Raw genomic sequence first — 22,713 nt, 5'->3', positions numbered from 1 at the left:
GTGACTTAAATCCAACGCCTGAGTGCTGAATCCACTCGGGCGTTGGTGTTTTTGTGATTTATGCCGCGACTGATTGTTTTCTATAAAACTCCGACTTGACTTCTGTGAACAACAATCCGAACTTGTACATATTCACAGCAACCAATAAAGACGCAATATTAGAAATATCATCAATCCCTACTGATTTAACAATGCGGTTCACTCGTGATAACTCCAATTCAGTCAGATTGATTGCATCCTGTCCGCGAATAAAACCAATCATGTCTGCATGGTCATAATTCCATACAGCAAAGATGTAGGTGATATGCTGTTTGACAGAGGTTAAAATCGTTCTATTAGTTCGTGTGAACTCCTTTACATCAAACGCAGACAGAGTGTTTCCGAATTGCAAACGAAAATCATCCTCGCTCCATTGCGTGAATTGGTTTTCATTGCTAGGTGGTAAAAACAGTGTTGGAAATTGCCGTTGAAAGTAGGCTTTAACACTGTATTCAATTAACGCTCGCCGTTGACGCTCTTCAATGCCATGCGGCGTATTGGCTTTGCCGTATTTATCTACCATGTAATCATGGCGACGACCGCTGTCATAAAAACATTTGTCACGTTGTATTTGCGTTAATCTGTCAGCGGCAATTGTGTTGCGAAACAACAAATCTTGGCATTCAGTCAGCCACTCATATAAATAAAAGAAACCATCGCAGACAAAAATCTCACGACTTGTTTCAGCAAACAATTGACGTAATTTCTCTGCTGGGTCGGTTTTGTTGGAATAAAAACCGAGTTTTGGATTTAACACCGCACAGCGTAAATACGCTTCACGGTAATGCAGTGGACGCAATTCATTAGTTAATAAAGCAACAACAGCGTCAGATGTTGCTTGAATGTCGTGCTTTGGATAACTCATTCAACGACCCTCCAAATAATCAGTTCGCGTGTTAAAACAAGTAACTGTTTATTTTCTTTTGCCCAGTCCACCATTTGCGGATTGCATTGTTCTGTCGAATACGGACAGCTCACGCGGTTTTCGACAATCAATTTCTTATTACCGACTGCGTTAATAATTGCAATAACGTGGTCTGTAAATTGCCGGTCTGGTGATTTCCACTGCGTTGGTTGAATAATTAACGCAATGCGCGCACCGGCTTTGAGTTTTGCTGAGAACGCTTTAACCACCTTAGACATTTTGGCGTGGAAATCGTCAGCAGTCGGTGTGTTAGCAAGGTCTTCAGCATCATCACTGTATTGACCTTTTGCCTGCCACCAATACGGCGGGTCAAGATAAACCAATGCCACATCTGCCCAACGCTTATTAAGCTGTGGCAATTCAGAGGTAATATCCAACGTGCGGAGTTTTTCTTCTAAACCGGGCTTTGGCTTGCGGTCACTAATCCAACAGCGGCGACCGCGTTCATTACACACATCAAGCGTTGAGCCACCACCACCAAATGGGTCAATCACGATGTCTAATGGTTGCGTGTATAGCCATAGCAGGTTTTCAACAATGCGCTGTTCGGTATTGCCAAAGTGCGATGTCTTATTAGTCTTCTTAGCAAATGACCATATGTTGTAAATCGGCAATTGAAATTCATCATCTAAAAACTGGACTTTGGCAACTTTTGGAACATCTTCTAAAAGTTGCGTAAGTACGTCTTTCTCTAATGCTTGTCTCGTCAAACCCACCGCGTCACCAATTTCCTCAGCGGTATAGCATTGAAAGTACATTGCCTTGATTTTCGCCTTACGCGCATCGCGTTCAGCCTGATCTAAATCCTTGACCCACTCAGTTAGGCTACGCACAGTCACCGCTAATAAATTAGCTAATGCCTTTTTGCGGTCAGCACCGCGTTCACCTGCCGCGTACAACTTGATTGCCATTTTCTTTTTGTCAGCCTGTGACATTTGCAATCCATGCGTAGCATTGGTTTTAATAGCCAATTCCAATAAATGCGCATCACTTGTTGTATGATGTATTTCAACAGTAATGGTTTCGCATTTAGCTAATTGGTGTGCAATACGCCGGTGATTACCGTCAATCAATTCGTAGTGCTGATTGACCCAGATTGGTGGCAGGTTTTCGATGTTTTCTGAGTATTCCTGTGCCTTTGCCTGGTTATGTTCCATGCGTGGATACAAGTCGCCACGAAACTTAACTTGACTAACAGGAATAACCATGACGTCGCCATCGTTCGGATACGTCTTGACAACATCGTTGCCATCTAAAATAATGTTACTGTTGGTTGTTTCGTTGATTTCTGTGTTCATTTCATTCTCTCATTGACGTTACAATTGACACCCGACGCCCATGTGTTGAACGCGCATGGGCGTTTTTTATTAGTTAAAAAACCGCCCTGTCTAATCTCTTTTGATAAAAATCAATTGCGTCAACCGCCTCCTCTATAGTTGAGAATTGATGTTCCTGATACCAATTGGGTGTTCTAAACCGACAGCCCGGATCATCATTCCACTCGCCGCTAACACCCAGACAGCAACCGTCACCGCTAACGACAATCCATTCTGACTGCCCACATGCTTCAATACGAATAAACGGATCGTCACAACCGCTAACACAATACGCAATCGGTTCAATGGTTATTGCTGGTTTTTTCATTGATTGTACGTCAGCCCTTTTTGTTTGCGATTAGTCACCTTGTCTGCATTAGCCCGTGCCACATCATCTAATGACAAATCGTGCTGGTGGCATAGCTCAGTCAAATACCACAACACGTCGCCCAGCTCGCTTTTCAAATCATCAATCACCAAAGCGTTATCAAGCGTCTTCTTAAAGCTCGCTTTTTTAACCTTATTGGCGTATTCACCTAACTCACCCAGCAGCGCCACCGTTACAATAAACAACGATTCATTTGATCGTTGATAGTTTGACGTTGCAATCACCGACTCTTCGTATTCATGGATATTCATTCAATTCCCCTTAGTAATTACAGGTTGCACACGCCCGACTGACAGGCATCATTCTCTTCAAAGGTCACGTTTTCATTGCCGATAGCCTCGGCATATTCAACTCGAGTAATGGGTTGACCACCTCGCGCACCATCGGGATAAAAGGTCAAACCGCGTAAATCACGCGCATACTTCGCAATTAACTTAGCGGTATCTTTAACAGTTGATTGGTTGTTTAATTCACTCCCCCATGCAGGCAGGTTAATTGTGGAGCTAATGCAATTGTCCACATAGTCGCGTTGCAATTCGGCTTGGAATGCAATGCGCCGCTCAACATCATTTGCTAAGTCAATTGCCGTTTCGATATTGTCTGGGTCAGTAATACCGAGTGACTGAATTAAATCCTGTGCGGTTTTATCTATGACCAACTGATAACGTCGTTTATCGCCATCAATCCAGCGTCGTTTATACGCAACGGCATACAGCGGTTCCAGACCGGAAGTCGTTCCTGCCAACAAACTCGTGGTACCAGTTGGTGCAATTGCACGACAGGCGACTGGTCGTGATAAATAAAACCTGTCGCAATGCTCATTCGCAGCGCGTGTGGATTCGTATTTGTACGCACCTAACCAAGTGCGTAATTGATCATTCATTTCATAGCGATAATTGCGCTTCAATAACCATTCATGCACACCCATTAAACCCAACCCAAGACGGCGGTTTTTTTCGCGCACCATTAGCGTTTTTTCATCGGGGACATGCGCCCGAATTGTTCCGCAAACCAAGAATTTCGTTGCCAATTCAACCACGCGGTGCAATGTCGTGATGTCATCAATTGCCGCCAAGTTAATGCTGCCAAGATTGCATATGTCGCTATCATCGGCGCTGCACACTTCCCCGCAAGCATTGCGCAAAGTGTCATGTTTATTCGGGCCGAAATTGAATGAAAACCCCGGCTCACCATTGCGCAAAGCCATTTCCACATTGCGAATAAATACATCATTTAAGGGCTTCTCCAGCCATTCATCATCATAATTCACGCTGATATTCATGCCGTCTAATGGCGCACGGGCATCAAAATCATTATTTTTAATGTCAAAGTAGGTCATGTTTTTCACGCCCGGCACTGGCGTATTGCGCCAATCTTTAACGCTAATAAACTCGTTAATATCGCCGTGTTGCCAGTTCAGACTTGAATAGATTGCGCTGCGCCGTGACCCGCCCTGACGGACATTCCTGCCCATTTCATTCACAGTGTGCAATAGCGGTATCACGCCGCTTGCCGTGCCACCTGTACGCGCAAGCATTAACCCGTGTGGGCGCAATACTGAATAATCACAACCCACTCCAGCGCCGCTCATCAAAGCGTCTGATTGCGCTTTTAATAGCCGCCCCCATTCCTCACGACTGTCTTCAATTGCTTTGTACATCATGCAATTGTTATAAAATGCTGCCTCCCGACCAGCGTAATAGATGTATCTGCCACCCGGTAGAAACATAAACTTTTCAATAAAGTTTTGAAGGTCGCGCAATTCATCTTTGCTCATTAACGGATGCGATTGGATATTGCGCGCACCTGATCTGCGCCCGCACACATCCTGCACAATTAACTGGCTTCGTGTTTTCCACGTTTCATCTCTAGTCATTGCATAGCGGGCTTTGAAAATCTGCTCGCCAAGTGACGTTCTAAACTCACTCATTTATTGATCCTATTCAACATGGTTTAACATCATAAATCTTGACCAATACCAAATACGCTGTTAAGACGTAAGTACTCATTACGTTTTTCTTCAACATGCTGAATTAACAGCTTGTTAATTAAATCGCTGACAGTCAGCCCGTCCAAGTGCGCAATTGCTTTAACAGCAATTTCCATCTCGGGCGTAACGCATGACGCAATGTGTGAAGTTCTTTTATCCATTGGAGGCACTCTTTTGAATGTTTAATTCCCATAAATCAGGTCGTAACTCGTAACGCTTTATTATTCCTAGAGACACCTCCTCGATTTTCACTGCGTACTCAGCGGGAATACGGTTTCGCCCTGTACGCCAGTGACTGACACATTGTTTTGTGCAGCCAAGCCGCTTCGACAGCTCGACGACGCCGATACGATCAATAATTTGTGCAATTTCCATAGGAGTAGTCTATTATGAATAGACGTGATCTGCAACCGATATTGCTACCCACGATAGACGCGCAACCTGTGGCTAGTCCCTATACTTATGGCATGAGCAAAAAGTATTGGTATCAAGTGGCAACTGAACGGCGAAAGGCGCTAGGTATTACCTATGAGCAAATCGCCGCCGCGCTAGGCGTGAGTAAAAGCACTGTCGGTCACTGGTTCACAGGGCGAAACAGACCCTTGTTTGACACCATTCGAGAGATAGCGAAAGTGTTGGATACGACAGTTGCTGAACTCACATCTGAAGACCCATATTTTGTTACTGATGACCTAGAACGCGACATATTATATTGCGTTCGTGAGACCCCGCCTGAGTACAGAAAACAGCTTGCTAATGTTGTGAAAGCGTACAAAGATTCGTTTAACAACATCAAAAACAACACTGTAAAGCCATAAAGTCGCGTTTTTTTAGCTTCGCAAGATTGCAAAATTTTGCTTGCCAAGAAAGTCTATCTACAGTAGAGTGCATACATAGTCTATTTTACATAGACTATTTTTACAAGCAAACACGCCCAATGCCAAGCCCTAAAAAGCACGGCGGCGAAAACTAAGGGAGAAATTTGCCTATGAGAATTGACAACGAGGCTGAATTAAAAAAAGCGCAAGCAAAATTGTTCCGAAGTGGAACACTTGCTCGCGCAAGAAAAGAAAAAGAGTTTTTTTCATCATTCCCAATGGACATGATGCCAACTAAAAAACTGCTCATTTTGTATGAGCAGGCAAATAGTAAGCAGTCAAAGCAGTCAAAGCGTTTAATTCATAACGAATTATTCCGCCGCAAGGTTTTTTCGGTTAGCTGGCGTAACTAACAATCCCCAGCGGTCAGCATCAATTGGTGTTGACCGGTGGGTTTGCCACCAATAACCAGTAACTAGAGGAATTGAAAAATGACGTTATCACCAACAACAATTAACGGTGAGTATTATTATCGTGTCGCTGATGTCAGGATAGACTTCAATCTGTCAGACATTCAGCTTAATTCTTGGCTCGACATGGTGATTAAATCTGGACAGATTATTCTTAACAAAGATGATGCGTTAGTGACTTATGACGGGATGCTGTCCTACCTGACGCTGTATTGCCAAAACGCGTAATTACAATCAATTCCAATCCTATAGCCCGTCACGGCGGGCTATTAGATTGATTTGATGGTTGATCGGATGGACGCAAGCGGTGAGTGCGAAACCGCCGCAGTCACGGCATGATTGAATGATTCCACAACATGTGACGTGACAAACCGTAAAGCCCGTGCTACTAACACGGGCTTTTTTATTGGCTAATAATTGGAGATAGTATGAGTAAAGAAATATCGGCATTACTGCCACAAGCCGGTCAATTGACTAAAACAGGCTGGACGCTACCAACTAACCTGACTGAATCGGAATGGAAAGAAGCCGGTTCTGCACTCGCCAAAGTCGAAGGCGCAATGAATTGGTGGCTGGGCGATTGGTGGGCATTCGGTGAACACGGCTACGGTGATCGCAAGGCACTGGTTGAATCAGATGAATGGGATGGACCGGCATTTCAGACGTGCGCTGATGCAGCTTATGTCTGTAAGGCATTTCAAACTTCGCGCCGGCGCGAAGTTGTGACGTTCAGTCATCACCGCGAAGTCGCCAGCCTCCCGAACGCTGAAGCCGACAAGGTTTTGGATTGGTGCGAAAAGATTTTCGCCGATACCGGTCGCCTTCCAACACGCCAAGCCACTCGTGAGTATGTGAAGCAAATCAAGATGTGGCTTGCGCAAGGTTGGACGCAAGCGCAATTAGAACGCCGTCAACTGGTAGAAAAAGGCGTAACCGTCGTTGCCAGTATGCGCAATGACGACAGCGGCAAGCCGATTGATAACGCCTTAATTGCATGGGCAGATCAGGCGGGTTTGATGGTCAAGATTGATCGCAATAGCGATTGGGGCAACCCATTTGAAACGCCAGCGGATGGTTCACGCGACGAGGTGTGTGATAACTACGCTAATCATTACTTGCCATACAAGCCGAGCCTATTAAAGAAAATCGGCAACTTAAAAGGCAAAGTATTGGTGTGTTGGTGTCACCCATTGCGCTGTCACGGCGATCATCTAGCCGAATTGGCTAACGTTCATGGTGATTGATGACTTTGTCATGTTGGGGCGCACAGTGCCTGAACAGTCAAAAAAACACGGCATGGTTGTTTGTAGTGCCGGCTACTCGCGTGAATTAAGATCATTCATGCGAGTTTATCCGATCACCATGTTTGATCGCCTACCGCGGTGGACGCGATTAAAACTGTTTTTACGCCGCCCGCGTGATGATAGCAGAATGGAATCATGGCGATTAGATGGTGATCAATCAATTAGTGTTATTGAGACTGCTAATAAAAAAGAGGAGTACGATTATCTAGCGAGTAAAGCAGAAACATCAATCGCTGCATTAAATCAAAAGCGGGCTTCACTCGGTATTATCAAGCCTGACGATGTCACGTTTTGTTTTGACCATATCAAGCAAGGCGAAGAGTACATGATGTCGTTTTTTAAGGAAGAAAAACCAGAGCAAATTAAGCCGCGTATTACGTTTAGAGATGATGATGGTAAGCATAGTCTGCAATTAAGAGATTGGGGCGCACATGAGTTTTTGCGAAAAAATCCAACCCATAAGCATTACATGCTATGGGATGCACTTAAACTCAATAATGATTTGTACCAGCATCTGTTTTTTGTTGGTAATCACAACCAACACCGAAACATCTGGTTAATCATAGGAATAATCTCTATTAAAATTGCACTCCAACCGGACGTGTTCAATCATAAGCCCGCTCAAACAGCGGGCTTTCTTTTATAAATGCGCTGGTTAATTCCCAGCGGTCAGCATCAATTGGTGTTGACCAGTGGGTTTCGTTTTCGCACTTAATAACCCGCTTCGGCGGGTTTTTTAATGACTGGAGAATGCACTATGACGCATAGCGATTTAATCGGAGCGGGTGTCAGTCATATTGACGGACATTACGCTATTCACAACCTGCTTTATCTTTTTAAGCAGATTCCAAAACCTGTATTAGATGAGTGGCTGTCTGAATCGATTAAAACCTATCAAACAATAGGTTTTGATAGCGGGATTTATGCTTCATTGTCAGCAGTAAATGCGCTGGAAAACATCGCACACAGTTACTAACCGGAGGAATAAATGATATTCATTACTAAATACGCACTGTCAACGGGCATCGTGAAATTAGAAGATCACGAATACAGCGTCGACGATAAAGGAATCTTGACCGTAATAAATAACGGCATTGCGCGTTTTTATCTCAAGCGTGACTACGCACTCACAGAGGAGGATGCAATTCAACAAGTAAATGAAATGAAACGCAAGCGCATTGATTCACTCTTGCGGCAAATAGCGAAGCTAGAAAACAAGCCAATAAAAATGAAATAATGAAAACAGTCAAAGATGTTAAAGAAAAATATCCTAATGTAAATGGTGACACACCCATTATTTATGATGGACATCGTTATCTGTCAGTAAATAGACTGAAATACTTTTTAGAGGAATATCCCTATGATGAAATCCGCCGCAAATTAGATTGCGGTATTCCACATCACGACTGGCTCACTCTTTTAGGGATCGTTGGTTTTAATCTGCAATGCGTCTCACGAGACCTTTTAATCTACCGTGTGACGCTTAAATGACATATCGCTAAACCAACCGTTTAACCGCGGTTTTTTTTATTTGGAGATAAATAAATGAGCATTTCATTAATGGCATATCTGACAGTATTGCTAATATCATTTACCGGCGGATTGATTTATTTGCATTACGAAATGCAGAGACTTGATGCCATTCTGACACGGCTTGAGCGTAATAAAATCTTTGATGCCAAAGATGACTTTGACTTATTTAATTGAGAGCAAGCATGAATAAATTGACAGCAATCAACGCCATCGGCAATGCAGCACAGCGCGAAAACCGACTCTTCACGAATGAAGAGATAACAGCTTTATGTTTGTTAGCAATGCTCGAAAGTGAGAAAGAAGAAGAAGAAGATTTTATCGAACCTGACGACAACGAATACGTCTATTCACCAGCTGCTGGTGGTGGGTTTTATTACTAAACGCAATGGATGCGGCTCAAGCCGGCAAGTGAGCGGATAACACCGGCAGCAGTGGCATGATTTCGCCTCTGTGAATTCTATTTAACAGAAACATGTGACACTGTAAAAACAACCCGACTTATTAGGTCGGGTTTTTTATTGCTTGAATTTGAATGGAGATTGTATAGATGTTTCGTAAAGCAGAACGAAAACAATCCAAACTACGTTTGGCAATATGCGGACCCAGCGGGAGTGGCAAAACCTATAGCGCATTATTAATTGCACAGGGATTAACGCCTAATGGACGCATTGCATTAGTCGATACTGAGCGCGGCAGTGGTGAATTATATTCAAACATCACTGATTATGACGTTGCGCAATTAACGCCGCCGTACACGCCGCAACGCTACATTGATTTAATTAACGCGTCAATTAAATCAGGCTATGAAGTGTTAATTATTGATTCCATTTCCCACGCATGGACAGGCGATGGTGGTGTATTAGACATGCACAGCAAAGCCAGTACTGCTACTCGCAATAGCTTCACCGCGTGGCGTGATGTCACACCGAAACACAACTCAATGGTGGATGCAATTATCGGCGCACCGTTGCACGTCATTGTCACTATGCGCACCAAAACGGCGTATGAAATGACAGATGAAAATGGCAAGAAAAAACCAATGAAAATTGGATTAGCGCCGATTCAAAGAGATGGCATGGAATACGAATTCACCACTGTATTCGACTTGGCAATTGAACAGCATTTAGCAACCGCGTCAAAAGATCGCACGGGCATCTTTGACGGGCAGCATTTTGTCCCGTCCGTAGAGACGGGTTTTTTATTGCGGAATTGGCTAGAAAGTGGTGCGCAACCAGCCGCAAGCGTATCAGAAGAGTTAAAAACGGCATTAGAAGAATTACAAACAGAGGCAAGCACGATCAATACCGAAGATCAATTGCGCGAGTGGTGGGCGCACAACAGCGCAAAGATTAGATCGCTCACTACTAACGAACAGGTCAATTTATCGGCAATTTGCAAACAACGCATCGCGGAGATGAATAATGAATAACACCTATTACTGGCAATACATGAGCGCGATTTACGCATTAGACGCGCTATTAAAAGCGCATAAAGAGCGTAGTGACAACGTGTTGTATCAATCGATCTGTGACGCACTAGATAGTTTATCGGAAGCCGCACGTCATCTTGGCGGCGCTAACAATATTAGCAATTTCAAATGGGAGCGCACAGCATGAAACAAATTGTATTGGACATTCGCCCAAATACCGATGGTGTGACCCGCGAAAAAATCACCCGATTATTAGCGCTATTCGGTATTTATGCCGAAAGCATAACAGATACGAATCGCGGTTTTATTACGCGATTAATAGCGCCGCCGCACACAAAATTAACGCTAATCTCTAGCGTCATGGCGCAACTCAATTGTGAATGCTACGCGGTTGCTGAACGAGGTGTGTAATGAAACGTGCAGTGACTGCTAAACGCCCGCCATGCAATTATCGCGTCATTACCGCGAGTGTTTATTCGTTATGAATGATTACCGCGCAATAGACGCAGTCAACGTTCACAGTTTAATGTTGTTTGAGCGTAGTCCAGCGCATTACATGTACGGCAAAACACACCCGAACGAATCAACACCTGCAAAACAACTAGGGACACTAATACATTTGGCGGTATTAGAATTGCCTGAATACAACCGTCGCGTTGTGGTAGCGCCTGCAATTGATAAACGCACTAAAGAAGGTAAAGCATTGTTTAGCGCGTTTAATGACAGTTTGCTGCCAGATTCATTAGTGGTGACGCAAGCACAACATGAGATAGTGAGTGATATACGCACTGAACTTAATAAAAATACATATGCGCAAATACTATTAAACTCTGGTGAATCTGAAGTCACCCTGACTTGGACTGATGATGATACCGGCTTGCGCTGTAAAGCGCGTCCCGACTGGCTGTGCAACAACCTAGACGTGATCGTTGATTTGAAAACCGCGAATGATGCCAGTGCCGCATCATTTGCAAAGTCAGCCGCCAAATATAAATATCACATGCAAGCCGCGTTTTATTTAGACGCATTAAAAGCCTGTGGTTTAGGTGATCGCGCATTTATTCACATTGTCACAGAAACTGAGCCGCCGTATGGCGTGGCACTGTATCAATTAGATGACGATGCAATAGAACGCGGCCGCGAGCGGTACAAAACCGCGATGCGGAAATTAAAACATTGCATGAAAACAAAAGACTTTCCATCATATCCGATGGAAATACAACCATTGAGTTTGCCGCCATGGTGTTAAAAAAGAAATGGTCAAAAACAGAAGAAAAATTCTTGCTTGAGATGTACGGGAAAACATCAATGGCAGATATTTGTACATACCTAGATAGGTCAGAAAATTCGGTGAAAAACAAACTGTTCGTATTGGGTATTACCGTTGGCGGTGATTTTGAACAGTACGAAGATGACTTTATTAAAGAGGTCTATGACGTTATGCCAGTTCGGATTATTTCGGCAAAACTCGAACGATCAGTTCATGCAATTCGTGCGCGGGCGTTTGAACTTGGGGTTAACTGATGTTTGATTGCGATTGATTTTGATTCTACCAACCCGCCTCACCCGCGGGTTTTTTTGGAGGGAATAATGATCGAACTAATGATCTATCTGACCGCGTTTATTGCAATGCTGGTGGCACTGACCGTCGCCGCTAATCGCATTGAACATCACTTTTATTTGCGCGAAACGGTTGCGTCAATTCAATACGCACTGAAGCATAAAAACGCTGACTGGGAAGAGGAATTATTACCATGATGTGGTGGTATTTATTGTTAATAATTCCAGCGGTTGTTATCGCGCTGTACGGCTATAGTGCGTATAAAGCACGGCAAATAGAGATTGAATCACAAGATGAGTGGTGGCTATGATGACAGTTGAAACGATTATTAGTATCTATTATCCCATTGCGGGGTTGTTTTTGATTATTGCTGACATGATGATGGAGTGATGAATATGCGCGTTACAGCTATTAAACTGACAGATGAAGTGCTTATGCGGACTGCGTGTGACTTCACTCGTGATCCGAATGCAGAGCCATCAAAGATGACGTTAGATCGCATGTATCAGTGTGAACATTCACCGATGCGGACGCAACTATTTTGGATTGAGATGCATCAAATCCCGACATTCGTATCCGTGCATTTAGTGCGGCATAACGTCGGCGTTACTCATTTCGTGCAATCAAAACGTGACCAGTTGGCTGACCGCAATACGCCAATTAACCATGCCATGTTAATCAATGCACAGGAATTAGTTAACATGAGTAGAAAGCGGCTCTGTAAAAAGTCAGCAGATGAAACAAGACATGTTTGGAAAACAGTCAAAAATGAGATAGCGAAAATTGATTATGCGCTTGCTGAACGAATGGTAGCTGACTGTATCTATCGCGGGAAATGCCACGAATTAAACAGTTGCATGGGTATTAGTTATGAGTGACGGCATCAAAGTCTATTGCATCACAGACAAATACGGGATTGAACGGTTTGCAATAAAAAAAGACCAGTATTCATTATCAAGAATGACTGGCAGGTGGCGACATGACCCGCCATTGGAGCGGCAAGATGCGGCATTCTTGACGGAATACCGCTTCGATCATTTTTGCGATGCAGTGAATTATTGGGAGGTGAATTATGGCAAAAACGCCCGAGCAAATGTGGCATGAAACTGATATGAAAATTGATGCGGAGAATAGAGCAAAGCAATTAGCACTCGCCCACTGGCAATACGTCGAATCGGTCTCGCAATTCCATTACATAACCGCGTTTGAACATGGGTTCAAACATGGCTTTGACGATGGATTCAAAGACGGCGTGGAATTGGCAAAACATTCAGCAAAGGGTAATTAAATGAATACGGTTGAAGATGTGGTTTACACGGTATTAAGACAATCAGTTACGCCGCTCACAGCGCGGGAAATCTATGATTGTGGCGCGAAAGAGTTTTACAGCATGGATCAATTAAGCCGCCTGCTGTATGACTTAAAAAAGGACGGTATAGTGATGGCAGAAAAAGCGCAAAATAATCAAAACCTGTATTATCTTGAGAAAATAGAGCAGGTGGTGTGCCCACAACCAGTGGATTTGGTGGCTGAGATTAGGCGTGAAGGTGAATCATTAACCTGCGCTTGCGTGAATGTGGATTTATCTGCCGCGCTATTAGCCGGCGTGATTTTTATTGAACCTAAAATGCCGCGATATGCAGCAGTCATAAAGCAGGCGGCTGAGTTGTTGGGTAAAGCAGATTAGTTAATACGCATTAAATCCGTTTAGTACTCAAATCAGACCCGCTTCGGCGGGTTTTTTTATTAGGAAATATACATGATTGATAGAGAATACCTGCTGGGAAAAGCATTTTTTGAACTCGACTCTTATGAGTTTTCAGAATACAGTGAATTTGTGAATACTGACGATTTGTTGGTGCGCATCATTCTAAATCCTAATGTTGACATTGAAGGTCAGGAATACGCGGTAGCAATTGAAGTAGCAGACGCTAATTTTGATAGCGGTGAAGGCTATTGGCTCTGCGCTGTTCCCGATTTTGAAACGGCGCGTAACGTGTGTGCGCAATGTAATTGGAAAATCGCAGATGATTGAATCAACTTTAATGAAATGTCGGTTTTGCGGCAGTCAAAAGTGGCCGTACATTCAAACATACATACCACTTGTTAATAATCAGTCTGACATTAATAATGCGGGAATGCGCGTCTGCTGCCAAGAATGCGGGATAGCGGGTGGTGCGGCGCTTTTTAATACAATTAACATCAATTACCGCGTCAATACTGAGACAAAAAATAGGGCAATTCAACAATGGAACGCGATGCAAGAGCGTCTCGGCAGTGTCAAATAGCGCTGGATTATCAAAATGGCGTTGAATCAAAACGCAAAGACAGAGATGGCGTGGTAGTCACACCGGTTGAAGTGGTGGATTTTCAAATACGCTCTGCACTGGAGCAATTAAAAACGCAATTCGGCCGCGAGCCTGATGATGATGTGGAATGGCTTGATCCATGCGGTGGCACAGGTATTTACACAGCGCGGCTGTTGCAATTAGTTGACCTGCCGCCCGAGCGTAAATTAAAGATGTCTGCTAATTGCGTGATGATTGAAATTGACCCGACTGCCGCGCAAATAGCGGCGAATAACTTGGCACAGGTTTTATTTGAAGAGACGGGCGTAGTGGGCGCAATAAGAGTGATTTGCACGGATACGTTAAACCTTGACCCTGATACTGATTTATGGCGATCTGATTTACCAGTCGTGTTGCCAACCAACCAACCCGCGCAAGCGGGTTTTTTAATGTATGAATGCAAATAAGGTGTATTAATGATTAAACACATAAACAGTGCCGCGCAATTTGCATGGAAGTGCTGTAATTGCGGTAATTACCCGCCGCCGCGAGTCGGTAAGGATTCACATTGTTGGTTATGCGGCGGCGAAACCAACGGTGTTGGATGGCAATTAAAAGACGCACTATCAAACAACTTTACAGATTGCAATAGCGCGGCACGTCTTGATTCAAATACGCTATGTCAAGCGTGTGCTGCAACTGCGAGTAGCGTTGGCTGGGTACAGTACGTTAATTCTCATCCTGAGCGTGGATTATGGACGCATTTTCCTGAAAAGGAAGGAAAAATGGTTCGTGCATGTAACTGGCTATATTTTTCACATGTATTTTCATTACCTGATTATCACGAAACACCAACTCGCGCCCGCTGGCGTGACGTATTAAGCGATCCACCACTACCACCATTTTTACTGATAATGGCAGTCAGCGGTAAAAAACAAATTTTATTCAAAGGGAGAATCAGCTATTCACGCGAATCATATTGGGTGCAATATGAAACTACCAGAATATTTATTCAGCGACAGCAGTTTATTGATTGTTTAACGGCATTTGAATTGCTGTATAATGCTGGATTTAGTAAAGATTCAATTTTAACGGGTGATTATCACAAAGGACAGTTGTTAAAAGTGGGATTAACGGCATGGCGCGAAATGGAAAACGCTATTAAGCCATACCGCAACACTGTGCCTAATTTATTATCAGTTGTGCATTTTTGCGCAACTCGTTCTGAACTACAGACGGTCATCAATCAACTACCATCACCACCAATAGTAATAAAACCAACAGGAAATCAATATGATTTATTCATTTGATACAGACGATGACCACGAAGCGACAGCGGCATTATTGGTTTATGCAGTCTATCGCTCGCGTGATGTGCGGCGATTCAAAGTGTCGCCTGACATGTGGGAACGCATTGAACGCTTTGTAAAAGCAAGCGCAAAGCGCGCTAAAAATATAGCGCAATTCTTGGAATCATTAAAACCACGTCTATTGTGTGGCACCTTGCATCCGAAATGGATGGAAACAGGGATTAAAGGTTTATTGCCGATTATTGATAGTGAAGGTCATACTAACTACATTCAATCGGCAAACAGTCGTGAGTTTTTGACCGGCATTATTGCAGCAAGCAATGAGACATTGGTATTGCGCAAACTTTACCGTGAAACAACACTCATTGTTTTATTGGTGCGTCAACGATTAGAAGTTGAAAAACCGATTGAAAGCAAGTTACAAGACGAAACATTTGTTGAGGAATCATTATGAGTTACTACCGTTTACAAGGCTTATTTACGTTACGCTCGCCACTGAGCCACATTAGCGAATCCATTAGCACCAACTCTTATTTGGTAGAAGAGCCAATTATTCAGACCGACGGCGAATTGATAGAAATATTTAGTTACAACGGTAATGCGTGGCGTGGTGCGTTGCGCGATCATGCAGCCACTTACATGCTAAATAAACTAGATAATCCAAAGTTACCATTAGATTTGTTTCACCTGTTCTATACTGGTGGGCGCATTGGTGGTGAATCATCAATAGACATAGAGCAATCGCGGCGTATTCGTGCCGCGATTCCAATGTTAAGCCTGTTTGGTGGAGGCGTTGGCAATCAGATTATGTCTGGCAAATTGCGCGTGTCGAACAGCTATCCTCTCTGTCGTGAAGCCTGTCCAGTATTACCTGAGCAGTGGCATATTGAAGCGCAAAAAATCTCTTATGCTGACATGACATTTGATAAATCATTCACGCGCACGGACGACGCCAAACGTGAGGAATTGCAACAGTTTTTGCCTTCACCAGATGAATTAAAGCAATTGACTGGCAAAAAGAAAACTAAAAACGACGGTGAGGTTGCAACACAAATGCGCGTCACTTGCGAGTTATTAGCGCCCGGGTCGCGGCTGTATAATGAGATTGATTTGATTGATGTCAGTCAAATTGAACTGGGCGCATTCGTATCAGCATTACATTCGTGGTCGCGTAGCCCACATCTTGGTGGTCAAGCGAATAAAGGTCACGGCAAAGTCACATTAGATTACCGATTATTGGATATGGATACAGGCGAAAAATGTGATTTCGTGCGCGTGAATGGTGACGGCAATTGTTTATTAGCGTCACAAGCCGAAGGTGCGAAAGAAAGTTATGACCAGCATGTGCGTGGTATCTATGACGCTATGCTGGAATCAAAGGCGAATGATTTGCGTGGGTTAATAGGAACGGTATGACTATATTATGGAATGATTATAGAAAAGAAGATTATATTTATGCGCAATTGCCAATACACAGTAAGAGAATAGATGAATCGCACATAATTATTAGTCAATGGCTAGAACAGTGCGAACGTCCGTATATTGCTGTGTCAGGCGGTAAAGATAGCGTGGTGATGCTGCATTTAATTCAAACAATATCACCAACGCTATTGCCTGTTATGTGGCACAACTCAGGTGTTGAATTTCCCGGCACAGATGAGATGTTTGACAAATTAACTGCCATGAAACTAATTGAACAATTGCATATTGTTAAACCAGAATACGACGTAATTGAATTAAAGCGTCAGCAATTGTCAGGTGAGATAAGCTCTGCTAAAAAAGATAAATTAGCATTATTTGATCCAGTTAATTCTTTTTCAAATGGGAGATTTGATGGTGTAGCATTAGGATTGAGACGCGAGGAGGGCAGAGGACGGTCTTATGATGGTGCTGTTCATGGCGCTATCTATCGAAAAAAAGACGGCATGTTGCGATGTTGCCCTGTGAATCATTGGAAATGGCAGGACATATTTGCTTATATTGCAGTGAACAATCTGCCATTGCATCCGATTTATTCTGCTGAATTACTGGGATTAGAAAACAGAGGCAGAATACGTTTATCTTGGTGGATAAGCACGGATCATCATCTGCATGCTGAATTGTCTTGGTTGAGAGATAATTTTTTTGAAACGTATCATAAACTGCGTTGCTTATTTCCAATAGTGAAAACAATCACATGAAGCCAATACTAATCACCGCGCACCTATACTCAGGATTTGCATCATCCGATCAATGGTCACCAGCAATAGATGGAATACTCGGTTATTGGCATATTCAACAGCGGTATGGCGCTGACCAGTTTAATATTCAACAGGGATTAAACCATGCTATGCAACCGGTTGATGATTTGCCATTGGAGCATATAGAGCATGATAGTATATGGTGGTACGCGGCATCTTTTCCGATCTATAAAACACATGGTTCTGCGCGTCGGTATTTACACCGACGTTTCGATCAAGTGCAGGCAGAAAAAATGTTGCCTGACGCAATGAAAAAAGTGCAAGTGCAAAGCGGTGCTTTCAAAAACGCAAGAATGGCGATCAATCACATTGTGACTGATAAAGTGACATGGCATGTAATTGGCGAATTAAACGCTATCCAATCGCTATTAAGACAAGCACATCATGTCGGTGCAAAGTATGGTGCAGGATTTGGGCGAGTGAGAGAATGGACGTATGATAACGGAGATGAACAATTAGCGCGGTATTATCGCCCGTTACCAATTCAATACGCGCAACAACATGGCATTGTCGGCGACAGAATGACATGGGGGATTCGACCACCATCTCGATTGATCGAGAATTGTGTTGATTGCGTAATGCCATTAAATAATGCAAACCATCAATAAATAATCTAACTTAACACAACAACCAACCCGCTTCGGCGGGTTTTTTAATGTCTGAGAACATCAATGAACATCATTACACATGACAAATTATCTGAATTAACTGGATTAAAACGCCCATCTGACATCGCCCGCTGGTGCGAAAAAAACGGCATACGCTATTTTCACAGCCGCGCTGGGATATGGACTACGCTGGACGCACTCAACGCCGCGTTGGGCATCGTTCGTGATACGCTAGATTCACCCGCTGGCAGCATGGAGTTTTGAGATGCCACGTCCGCGCAATCAAGCCGTGAAATTGCCCAACGGCATTAAACCCGACGCATTGCCTGACTACGTTTATTATTCACCACAAGGTCGCGGGCGCTGGGTGTATCGCTATTATGATGATGATAATAAAAAACTCATTACGCGGCGTATTGCACCTCCTGACGCGACATTGCGTGAGATATGGAACGCCTATGAAGCGATTGCTCATGCGCCACCTGTTTTAACCATTCGGCTATTAACCACGCAATTCACCGCGTCGCGGGAATACGCGGAATTGGCTGTTAAAACGAAGGCGGATTATGACTACTGTGCAAAAAGCATTTGCGCGGTAGAAAACAAGCGCGGTCAATTGGTGGGCGATACAAAACTGACAGAATGGACGCCGGGCGTGATACGAAAATACACCGACGCTCGTGCGATTGTGTCGCGTAGCCGTGCTAATCACGAATTGCGTTATTTGCGGCGTTTATTTGCGTGGGCATTTGAACGTGATTTAATGAAAACGAATCCAGCTCGCGGAGTGAAAACATTAAAAGAATCGCCGCGACAGCGGTATGTGAGTGATGATGAATACGAAGCGTTTTTAATTCACGCGGGCGCCCGCTATTCGTATTTAATCCCTGTTGCTGAATTGGCTTATTTATGCCGATTGCGTGTCTCAGAAGTCTGTGACATGCGGCGGGAATCAATTCGTGACGACGGGCTATTTGCTGCTAGAAGGAAGGGTTCAAAAGATGCACTCACCCAGTGGACACCGCGCTTGCGGGCGGCGGTCGAGTTGGCACTCGCGTTGCATAGCGGTAGTGACTGCGTGTATGTGATACCGTCGCCAACGAATGGCCGTATGTCTGAATCAACAATTCAGACTGCATGGCAAAGAATGATGGTGGAATGGGCAATTGCGGGACATGTGCGATTTACGCTACACGACTTGAAACGTAAGGGTGTATCTGATGCTGATGGTGACAAACTGGCTGCAAGCGGGCATCGGTCTGCTGCCATGTTGCGTGTTTACGATGTGTTACCGGCGACTGCCCCAGCAACGCGATAGTTTTCACAAGCGTTTTCACAAGCCTGATTGCCTGTGAATCTAAGTCCTTGAATTTGTGGAGCCGATGGGCGGATTTGAACCGCCGACCTACTGATTACGAATCAGTTGCTCTACCAACTGAGCTACATCGGCAATCAATAAAACTGTGACTAAAAAACCAATTCCGCTGCAAAACAACTCAATACACAGGCGCTCGGTGCAAGATCAATTCTAACACCAATTTACTGCCAAAATACGCAAAAATCAATAATGCAAACCCACTGAGCGTCCACACAATCGCTTTGCGTCCACGCCAGCCCCACAATTGCCGTCCCACCAATAACCCACCAAAGGTCAGCCAAGCCACGACCGACAGCACCGTTTTGTGGACAAGATGTTGCGCAAACATATTATCAAGAAATGCAATCCCACTCAATAGGGCTAATGTCAGCAACACAAAACCAACGGTAATCATTTCAAATAACAATGCTTCCATTGTCATCAACGGCGGTAATGTCCGAATAAAACTCCCGTGCAACCGCCGCCGCAAGTAATGATCCTGCACTGCTAATAAGATAGCTTGCACACTCGCTAGTGTCAATAAGCTATACGCCAGCATGGATAATAAAACATGTAATTTCAACATCCAACTGGCATCAGCGCCCATGAAACTCAAATTGGGATACAGCGCATCTAATGCAATAGTCAGGGCGGCAATTGGTAATAAGATTATCCCAAGATTTTCCACCGGTTTATTCACACTTGGCACTAATAACGACGCAACAATTGTCCAAGATGCTAATGACAACGCATTAAAAAATGCGAGATTCAAACCGCCATGAGAGAAGATCGCCTGTGATAATAACCATGTATGCAGCAATAACCCGGCAAACGCCAATCCTAATGCCAACCACCGCGGCGGGATATTAGGTGCTTTATCACGCCAAAATAACCGGTAAGTAATTAACGCGGCACTACCAAGATAAAGGAGAACGCTAATGAGAGCGATGGTTTGTTTCATGGTGGCAATGATCGCAAGGTAATGAAGTTGAATAGCCGTTAGTCATCCGTGCTATTGCGTTCTGCATCCGTCAACGCCTTCATACTTAAACGAATCCGTCCTTGTTTGTCAACCTCTAAAACTTTGACGCGCACCACATCCCCTTCAGCCAATTTATCACTGACACTTTGCACCCGTTCTTCACAGATTTGTGAAATATGCACCAAGCCATCACGCCCGGGCATAATAGTCACAAAAGCGCCAAAATCCATTAACCGCGCCACGCGCCCTTCATAGATTTTACCCACTTCAACATCTGCGGTAATTAACCGAATACGGCGTTTTGCTTCTTCACCTGCACTCTTTTGCACTGAAAAAATCTTAACAATTCCATCGTCGGTAATATCAATGGTCGCGCCGGTTTCTTCGGTAATTGCACGAATGACGGCACCGCCTTTACCAATGACATCACGGATTTTTTCAGGATGAATCTTGAATTCAATAATACGCGGGGCATGTTCGGACATCTCAGTGCGGTGACTGGAAATCACTCGATTCATTTCACCAAGAATATGCAACCGGCCGGTTTTGGCTTGCGCTAAAGCGACCTCCATAATTTCCCGCGTAATTCCTTCTATTTTAATATCCATTTGCAAGGCGTTAATACCGTCGGCGGTGCCGGCGACCTTGAAATCCATATCGCCTAAATGATCTTCATCACCCATGATGTCAGTCAACACGGCAAATTGGTCATGCTCTTTAATTAACCCCATTGCCACGCCGGCCACGGGTGCTTTAATTGGCACCCCAGCGTCCATTAATGACAAACTGGTGCCGCAGACACTCGCCATTGAACTCGATCCATTCGATTCGGTGATTTCTGATACCACGCGCACTGAATACGGAAATTCATCCGTACTCGGCATCGCAGCTAATACGCCGCGTTTTGCTAAACGTCCATGCCCAATTTCGCGCCGTTTAGGGCTACCAACCCGCCCAATTTCACCGACACAAAACGGCGGGAAATTATAATGCAGCATAAACGGTTCGCGGTGTTCACCATCTAATGAATCAATAATTTGTGAATCACGCTCCGTCCCCAAGGTGGTAATCACCAATGCTTGCGTTTCGCCGCGTGTGAATAATGCCGAACCATGCGTGCGCGGTAATACACCGGTGCGAATTGTAATTGGCCGCACCGTTTTAGTATCACGCCCATCAATACGCGGTTCACCCCGCAAAATCCGCCCGCGCACAATACTTTTTTCTAATTGGTCAATTGCCGCGTACACCTGCGGCTGCGTCCAATTTGTATTATCAGTCGCTAATTGTGCGTATAATTCACTACGAATCACATCTAATGCCGCATAACGCGCCATTTTATCTTTAATACGATAGGCGTCACCCAACCGATCTGTTGCCACCGCCACCGCCGCAGTTAATTCAGAATCAACCGTTGACGGCGCCCAAGCCAGCGGTGTTTTATTGACCGCCGCGGCGAATTCACGAATGGCTTGAATGACAACCTGCATCTGTTGATGACCAAATAACACCGCGCCGAGCATCACTTCTTCTGATAACCCGCGTGCTTCGGATTCGACCATTAACACCGCCTGTTCGGTACCGGCGACAATTAAATCCAAATCGCTATCAGGGGTTAAACCAATCAGCGCCGGGTTTAATAGATACTCACCGTTTTTATAACCCACCCGCGCCGCACCAATTGGGCCATTAAAGGGAACACCAGCAATAGATAAGGCCGCTGATGCACCGAGCAGTGCCGGAATTTCTGGATTAACTGCCGGATTTAATGATTTAACTGTGGCAATAATCTGCACTTCACGCCCAAAGCCGTCGGCGAATAACGGGCGAATGGGACGATCAATTAACCGCGCCGTGAGAATCTCATTTTCACTCGGGCGCCCTTCACGTCGAAAAAACCCACCGGGAATACGGCCTGCCGCATAACTCTTTTCTTGATAATCAACCGTTAATGGCAAAAAATCCTTTTCTTCAGTGGCACGTTTATCCACAACCACGGTGACTAATACGACGGTATCATCAACAGCAATCATCACGGCGCCATCGGCTTGACGGGCGATTTCACCAGTGGTGAGCGTGACAGTGTGTTCACCGTAGCGGAAGGTTTTACTAATTGGAGTCACAGAATTAACGCCTCATTGGATCATGTTGGGGA

38 protein-coding genes and 1 tRNA gene are annotated in these 22,713 nt (G+C 44.4%); 29 read left to right on the top strand and 10 right to left on the bottom strand.

Annotation, left to right across the window (positions count from 1 at the left end):
- Positions 1-58: 58 nt before the first annotated feature.
- From HUK38_RS04650 to HUK38_RS04620, 7 genes are all read right to left on the bottom strand, one after another.
- Positions 59-904 carry a hypothetical protein gene (locus HUK38_RS04650; RefSeq protein WP_182582954.1) on the bottom strand — a complete coding sequence of 282 codons (846 nt, stop codon included), beginning with the start codon at positions 902-904 and terminating at the stop codon, positions 59-61.
- On the bottom strand, positions 901-2,262 hold the full coding sequence (locus HUK38_RS04645) for a DNA methyltransferase (RefSeq protein ID WP_182582952.1): 1,362 nt from the start codon (positions 2,260-2,262) through the stop codon (positions 901-903). Before HUK38_RS04645 ends, HUK38_RS04650 begins: the two co-directional genes overlap by 4 nt.
- Before the next feature lie 73 nt (positions 2,263-2,335).
- On the bottom strand, positions 2,336-2,608 hold the full coding sequence (locus tag HUK38_RS04640; protein WP_182582950.1) for a hypothetical protein: 273 nt from the start codon (positions 2,606-2,608) through the stop codon (positions 2,336-2,338).
- Positions 2,605-2,919 (bottom strand): MazG nucleotide pyrophosphohydrolase domain-containing protein, encoded by a 315-nt coding sequence (locus tag HUK38_RS04635; protein ID WP_182582948.1) that lies wholly within the window; start codon positions 2,917-2,919, stop codon positions 2,605-2,607. The genes HUK38_RS04640 and HUK38_RS04635 overlap by 4 nt, the downstream gene beginning before the upstream one ends.
- Before the next feature lie 17 nt (positions 2,920-2,936).
- Entirely contained in the window at positions 2,937-4,598 is a 1,662-nt protein-coding gene (locus HUK38_RS04630) for a hypothetical protein (protein WP_182582946.1), read from the bottom strand.
- A 29-nt stretch (positions 4,599-4,627) separates the two neighbouring features.
- Positions 4,628-4,819 (bottom strand): hypothetical protein, encoded by a 192-nt coding sequence (locus HUK38_RS04625; protein WP_182582943.1) that lies wholly within the window; start codon positions 4,817-4,819, stop codon positions 4,628-4,630.
- A complete protein-coding gene (locus HUK38_RS04620; RefSeq protein WP_182582941.1) occupies positions 4,812-5,033 on the bottom strand; it encodes a transcriptional regulator in 222 nt (73 codons plus the stop codon). Before HUK38_RS04620 ends, HUK38_RS04625 begins: the two co-directional genes overlap by 8 nt.
- A 14-nt stretch (positions 5,034-5,047) precedes the next feature.
- On the opposite strand from HUK38_RS04620, the gene HUK38_RS04615 reads away from it, so the two are divergent.
- The 29 genes from HUK38_RS04615 (at position 5,048) to HUK38_RS04475 (ending at position 19,537) form a co-directional block, all read left to right on the top strand.
- Positions 5,048-5,476, top strand: coding sequence for a helix-turn-helix domain-containing protein (locus HUK38_RS04615; RefSeq protein WP_182582939.1), 429 nt, complete (start codon positions 5,048-5,050; stop codon positions 5,474-5,476).
- Between the two features lie 170 nt (positions 5,477-5,646).
- Entirely contained in the window at positions 5,647-5,889 is a 243-nt protein-coding gene (locus tag HUK38_RS04610) for a hypothetical protein (RefSeq protein WP_182582937.1), read from the top strand.
- A gap of 78 nt (positions 5,890-5,967) precedes the next feature.
- Positions 5,968-6,174: a hypothetical protein gene (locus HUK38_RS04605; RefSeq protein WP_182582935.1), complete on the top strand. Its 207-nt coding sequence runs from the start codon at positions 5,968-5,970 to the stop codon at positions 6,172-6,174.
- Between the two features lie 200 nt (positions 6,175-6,374).
- Positions 6,375-7,190, top strand: a complete 816-nt coding sequence (locus HUK38_RS14885) for a DUF4326 domain-containing protein (RefSeq protein ID WP_202985511.1) — start codon at positions 6,375-6,377, stop codon at positions 7,188-7,190.
- A gap of 118 nt (positions 7,191-7,308) precedes the next feature.
- Entirely contained in the window at positions 7,309-7,896 is a 588-nt protein-coding gene (locus HUK38_RS04595) for a hypothetical protein (RefSeq protein WP_182582933.1), read from the top strand.
- A gap of 111 nt (positions 7,897-8,007) precedes the next feature.
- Entirely contained in the window at positions 8,008-8,226 is a 219-nt protein-coding gene (locus HUK38_RS04590; RefSeq protein WP_182582931.1) for a hypothetical protein, read from the top strand.
- 12 nt (positions 8,227-8,238) lie between these two features.
- On the top strand, positions 8,239-8,487 hold the full coding sequence (locus HUK38_RS04585) for a hypothetical protein (protein WP_182582929.1): 249 nt from the start codon (positions 8,239-8,241) through the stop codon (positions 8,485-8,487).
- Positions 8,487-8,741 carry a hypothetical protein gene (locus HUK38_RS04580; protein WP_182582927.1) on the top strand — a complete coding sequence of 85 codons (255 nt, stop codon included), beginning with the start codon at positions 8,487-8,489 and terminating at the stop codon, positions 8,739-8,741. The genes HUK38_RS04585 and HUK38_RS04580 overlap by 1 nt, the downstream gene beginning before the upstream one ends.
- Positions 8,742-8,795: 54 nt before the next feature.
- A complete protein-coding gene (locus tag HUK38_RS04575) occupies positions 8,796-8,957 on the top strand; it encodes a hypothetical protein (protein WP_182582925.1) in 162 nt (53 codons plus the stop codon).
- 8 nt (positions 8,958-8,965) lie between these two features.
- Positions 8,966-9,163 carry a hypothetical protein gene (locus tag HUK38_RS04570; protein ID WP_182582922.1) on the top strand — a complete coding sequence of 66 codons (198 nt, stop codon included), beginning with the start codon at positions 8,966-8,968 and terminating at the stop codon, positions 9,161-9,163.
- 167 nt (positions 9,164-9,330) lie between these two features.
- Complete coding sequence (locus HUK38_RS04565; protein ID WP_182582920.1) at positions 9,331-10,212, top strand: ATP-binding protein; 882 nt, start codon at positions 9,331-9,333, stop codon at positions 10,210-10,212.
- Entirely contained in the window at positions 10,205-10,399 is a 195-nt protein-coding gene (locus HUK38_RS04560) for a hypothetical protein (RefSeq protein ID WP_182582919.1), read from the top strand. Before HUK38_RS04565 ends, HUK38_RS04560 begins: the two co-directional genes overlap by 8 nt.
- On the top strand, positions 10,396-10,623 hold the full coding sequence (locus HUK38_RS04555; protein ID WP_182582917.1) for a hypothetical protein: 228 nt from the start codon (positions 10,396-10,398) through the stop codon (positions 10,621-10,623). Before HUK38_RS04560 ends, HUK38_RS04555 begins: the two co-directional genes overlap by 4 nt.
- A gap of 31 nt (positions 10,624-10,654) precedes the next feature.
- A complete protein-coding gene (locus HUK38_RS04550; RefSeq protein ID WP_182582915.1) occupies positions 10,655-11,461 on the top strand; it encodes a PD-(D/E)XK nuclease-like domain-containing protein in 807 nt (268 codons plus the stop codon).
- Positions 11,452-11,736, top strand: coding sequence for a hypothetical protein (locus tag HUK38_RS04545; protein WP_182582913.1), 285 nt, complete (start codon positions 11,452-11,454; stop codon positions 11,734-11,736). Before HUK38_RS04550 ends, HUK38_RS04545 begins: the two co-directional genes overlap by 10 nt.
- 66 nt (positions 11,737-11,802) lie before the next feature.
- On the top strand, positions 11,803-11,970 hold the full coding sequence (locus HUK38_RS04540; RefSeq protein WP_182582911.1) for a hypothetical protein: 168 nt from the start codon (positions 11,803-11,805) through the stop codon (positions 11,968-11,970).
- Between the two features lie 198 nt (positions 11,971-12,168).
- Positions 12,169-12,651, top strand: coding sequence for a hypothetical protein (locus HUK38_RS04535; RefSeq protein WP_182582909.1), 483 nt, complete (start codon positions 12,169-12,171; stop codon positions 12,649-12,651).
- The gene (locus tag HUK38_RS04530) at positions 12,644-12,877 is read left to right on the top strand and encodes a hypothetical protein (protein ID WP_182582907.1); all 234 of its coding nucleotides are present in this window, start codon (positions 12,644-12,646) and stop codon (positions 12,875-12,877) included. The genes HUK38_RS04535 and HUK38_RS04530 overlap by 8 nt, the downstream gene beginning before the upstream one ends.
- Complete coding sequence (locus HUK38_RS04525; RefSeq protein WP_182582905.1) at positions 12,846-13,061, top strand: hypothetical protein; 216 nt, start codon at positions 12,846-12,848, stop codon at positions 13,059-13,061. The genes HUK38_RS04530 and HUK38_RS04525 overlap by 32 nt, the downstream gene beginning before the upstream one ends.
- A complete protein-coding gene (locus HUK38_RS04520; protein WP_182582903.1) occupies positions 13,062-13,460 on the top strand; it encodes a hypothetical protein in 399 nt (132 codons plus the stop codon).
- A 72-nt stretch (positions 13,461-13,532) separates the two neighbouring features.
- A complete protein-coding gene (locus HUK38_RS04515) occupies positions 13,533-13,808 on the top strand; it encodes a hypothetical protein (RefSeq protein ID WP_182582901.1) in 276 nt (91 codons plus the stop codon).
- Between the two features lie 213 nt (positions 13,809-14,021).
- A complete protein-coding gene (locus tag HUK38_RS04510) occupies positions 14,022-14,528 on the top strand; it encodes a hypothetical protein (RefSeq protein WP_182582899.1) in 507 nt (168 codons plus the stop codon).
- A 9-nt stretch (positions 14,529-14,537) separates the two neighbouring features.
- Positions 14,538-15,371 (top strand): hypothetical protein, encoded by an 834-nt coding sequence (locus tag HUK38_RS04505; protein WP_182582897.1) that lies wholly within the window; start codon positions 14,538-14,540, stop codon positions 15,369-15,371.
- Positions 15,355-15,825, top strand: coding sequence for a hypothetical protein (locus HUK38_RS04500; protein WP_182582895.1), 471 nt, complete (start codon positions 15,355-15,357; stop codon positions 15,823-15,825). The genes HUK38_RS04505 and HUK38_RS04500 overlap by 17 nt, the downstream gene beginning before the upstream one ends.
- Positions 15,822-16,787 (top strand): hypothetical protein, encoded by a 966-nt coding sequence (locus HUK38_RS04495; RefSeq protein ID WP_182582893.1) that lies wholly within the window; start codon positions 15,822-15,824, stop codon positions 16,785-16,787. The genes HUK38_RS04500 and HUK38_RS04495 overlap by 4 nt, the downstream gene beginning before the upstream one ends.
- Positions 16,784-17,551 (top strand): phosphoadenosine phosphosulfate reductase family protein, encoded by a 768-nt coding sequence (locus HUK38_RS04490; protein WP_182582891.1) that lies wholly within the window; start codon positions 16,784-16,786, stop codon positions 17,549-17,551. The genes HUK38_RS04495 and HUK38_RS04490 overlap by 4 nt, the downstream gene beginning before the upstream one ends.
- The gene (locus HUK38_RS04485) at positions 17,548-18,219 is read left to right on the top strand and encodes a hypothetical protein (protein ID WP_182582889.1); all 672 of its coding nucleotides are present in this window, start codon (positions 17,548-17,550) and stop codon (positions 18,217-18,219) included. Before HUK38_RS04490 ends, HUK38_RS04485 begins: the two co-directional genes overlap by 4 nt.
- Positions 18,220-18,282: 63 nt before the next feature.
- Positions 18,283-18,483 (top strand): DUF4224 domain-containing protein, encoded by a 201-nt coding sequence (locus tag HUK38_RS04480; RefSeq protein ID WP_182582887.1) that lies wholly within the window; start codon positions 18,283-18,285, stop codon positions 18,481-18,483.
- A gap of 1 nt (position 18,484) precedes the next feature.
- Positions 18,485-19,537, top strand: a complete 1,053-nt coding sequence (locus HUK38_RS04475; RefSeq protein ID WP_182582885.1) for a site-specific integrase — start codon at positions 18,485-18,487, stop codon at positions 19,535-19,537.
- A gap of 56 nt (positions 19,538-19,593) precedes the next feature.
- Here the strand turns inward: HUK38_RS04475 and HUK38_RS04470 are convergent.
- The 3 genes from HUK38_RS04470 to pnp all read right to left on the bottom strand — a co-directional run bounded on the left by HUK38_RS04470 (position 19,594) and on the right by pnp (position 22,681).
- Positions 19,594-19,669: transfer RNA gene (locus HUK38_RS04470), tRNA-Thr, on the bottom strand.
- Between the two features lie 46 nt (positions 19,670-19,715).
- Positions 19,716-20,537, bottom strand: coding sequence for a cytochrome C assembly family protein (locus tag HUK38_RS04465; RefSeq protein ID WP_182582883.1), 822 nt, complete (start codon positions 20,535-20,537; stop codon positions 19,716-19,718).
- A 38-nt stretch (positions 20,538-20,575) separates the two neighbouring features.
- Positions 20,576-22,681 (bottom strand): polyribonucleotide nucleotidyltransferase, encoded by a 2,106-nt coding sequence (gene pnp, locus HUK38_RS04460; RefSeq protein ID WP_182582881.1) that lies wholly within the window; start codon positions 22,679-22,681, stop codon positions 20,576-20,578.
- Positions 22,682-22,713: the final 32 nt, after the last annotated feature.

The organism is Thiospirillum jenense, from assembly GCF_014145225.1.
GTDB classification, from domain to species: domain Bacteria; phylum Pseudomonadota; class Gammaproteobacteria; order Chromatiales; family Chromatiaceae; genus Thiospirillum; species Thiospirillum jenense.
Note: the sequence above shows the minus strand (reverse complement) of the source record. Positions and strands in the feature narration are given on the sequence as shown.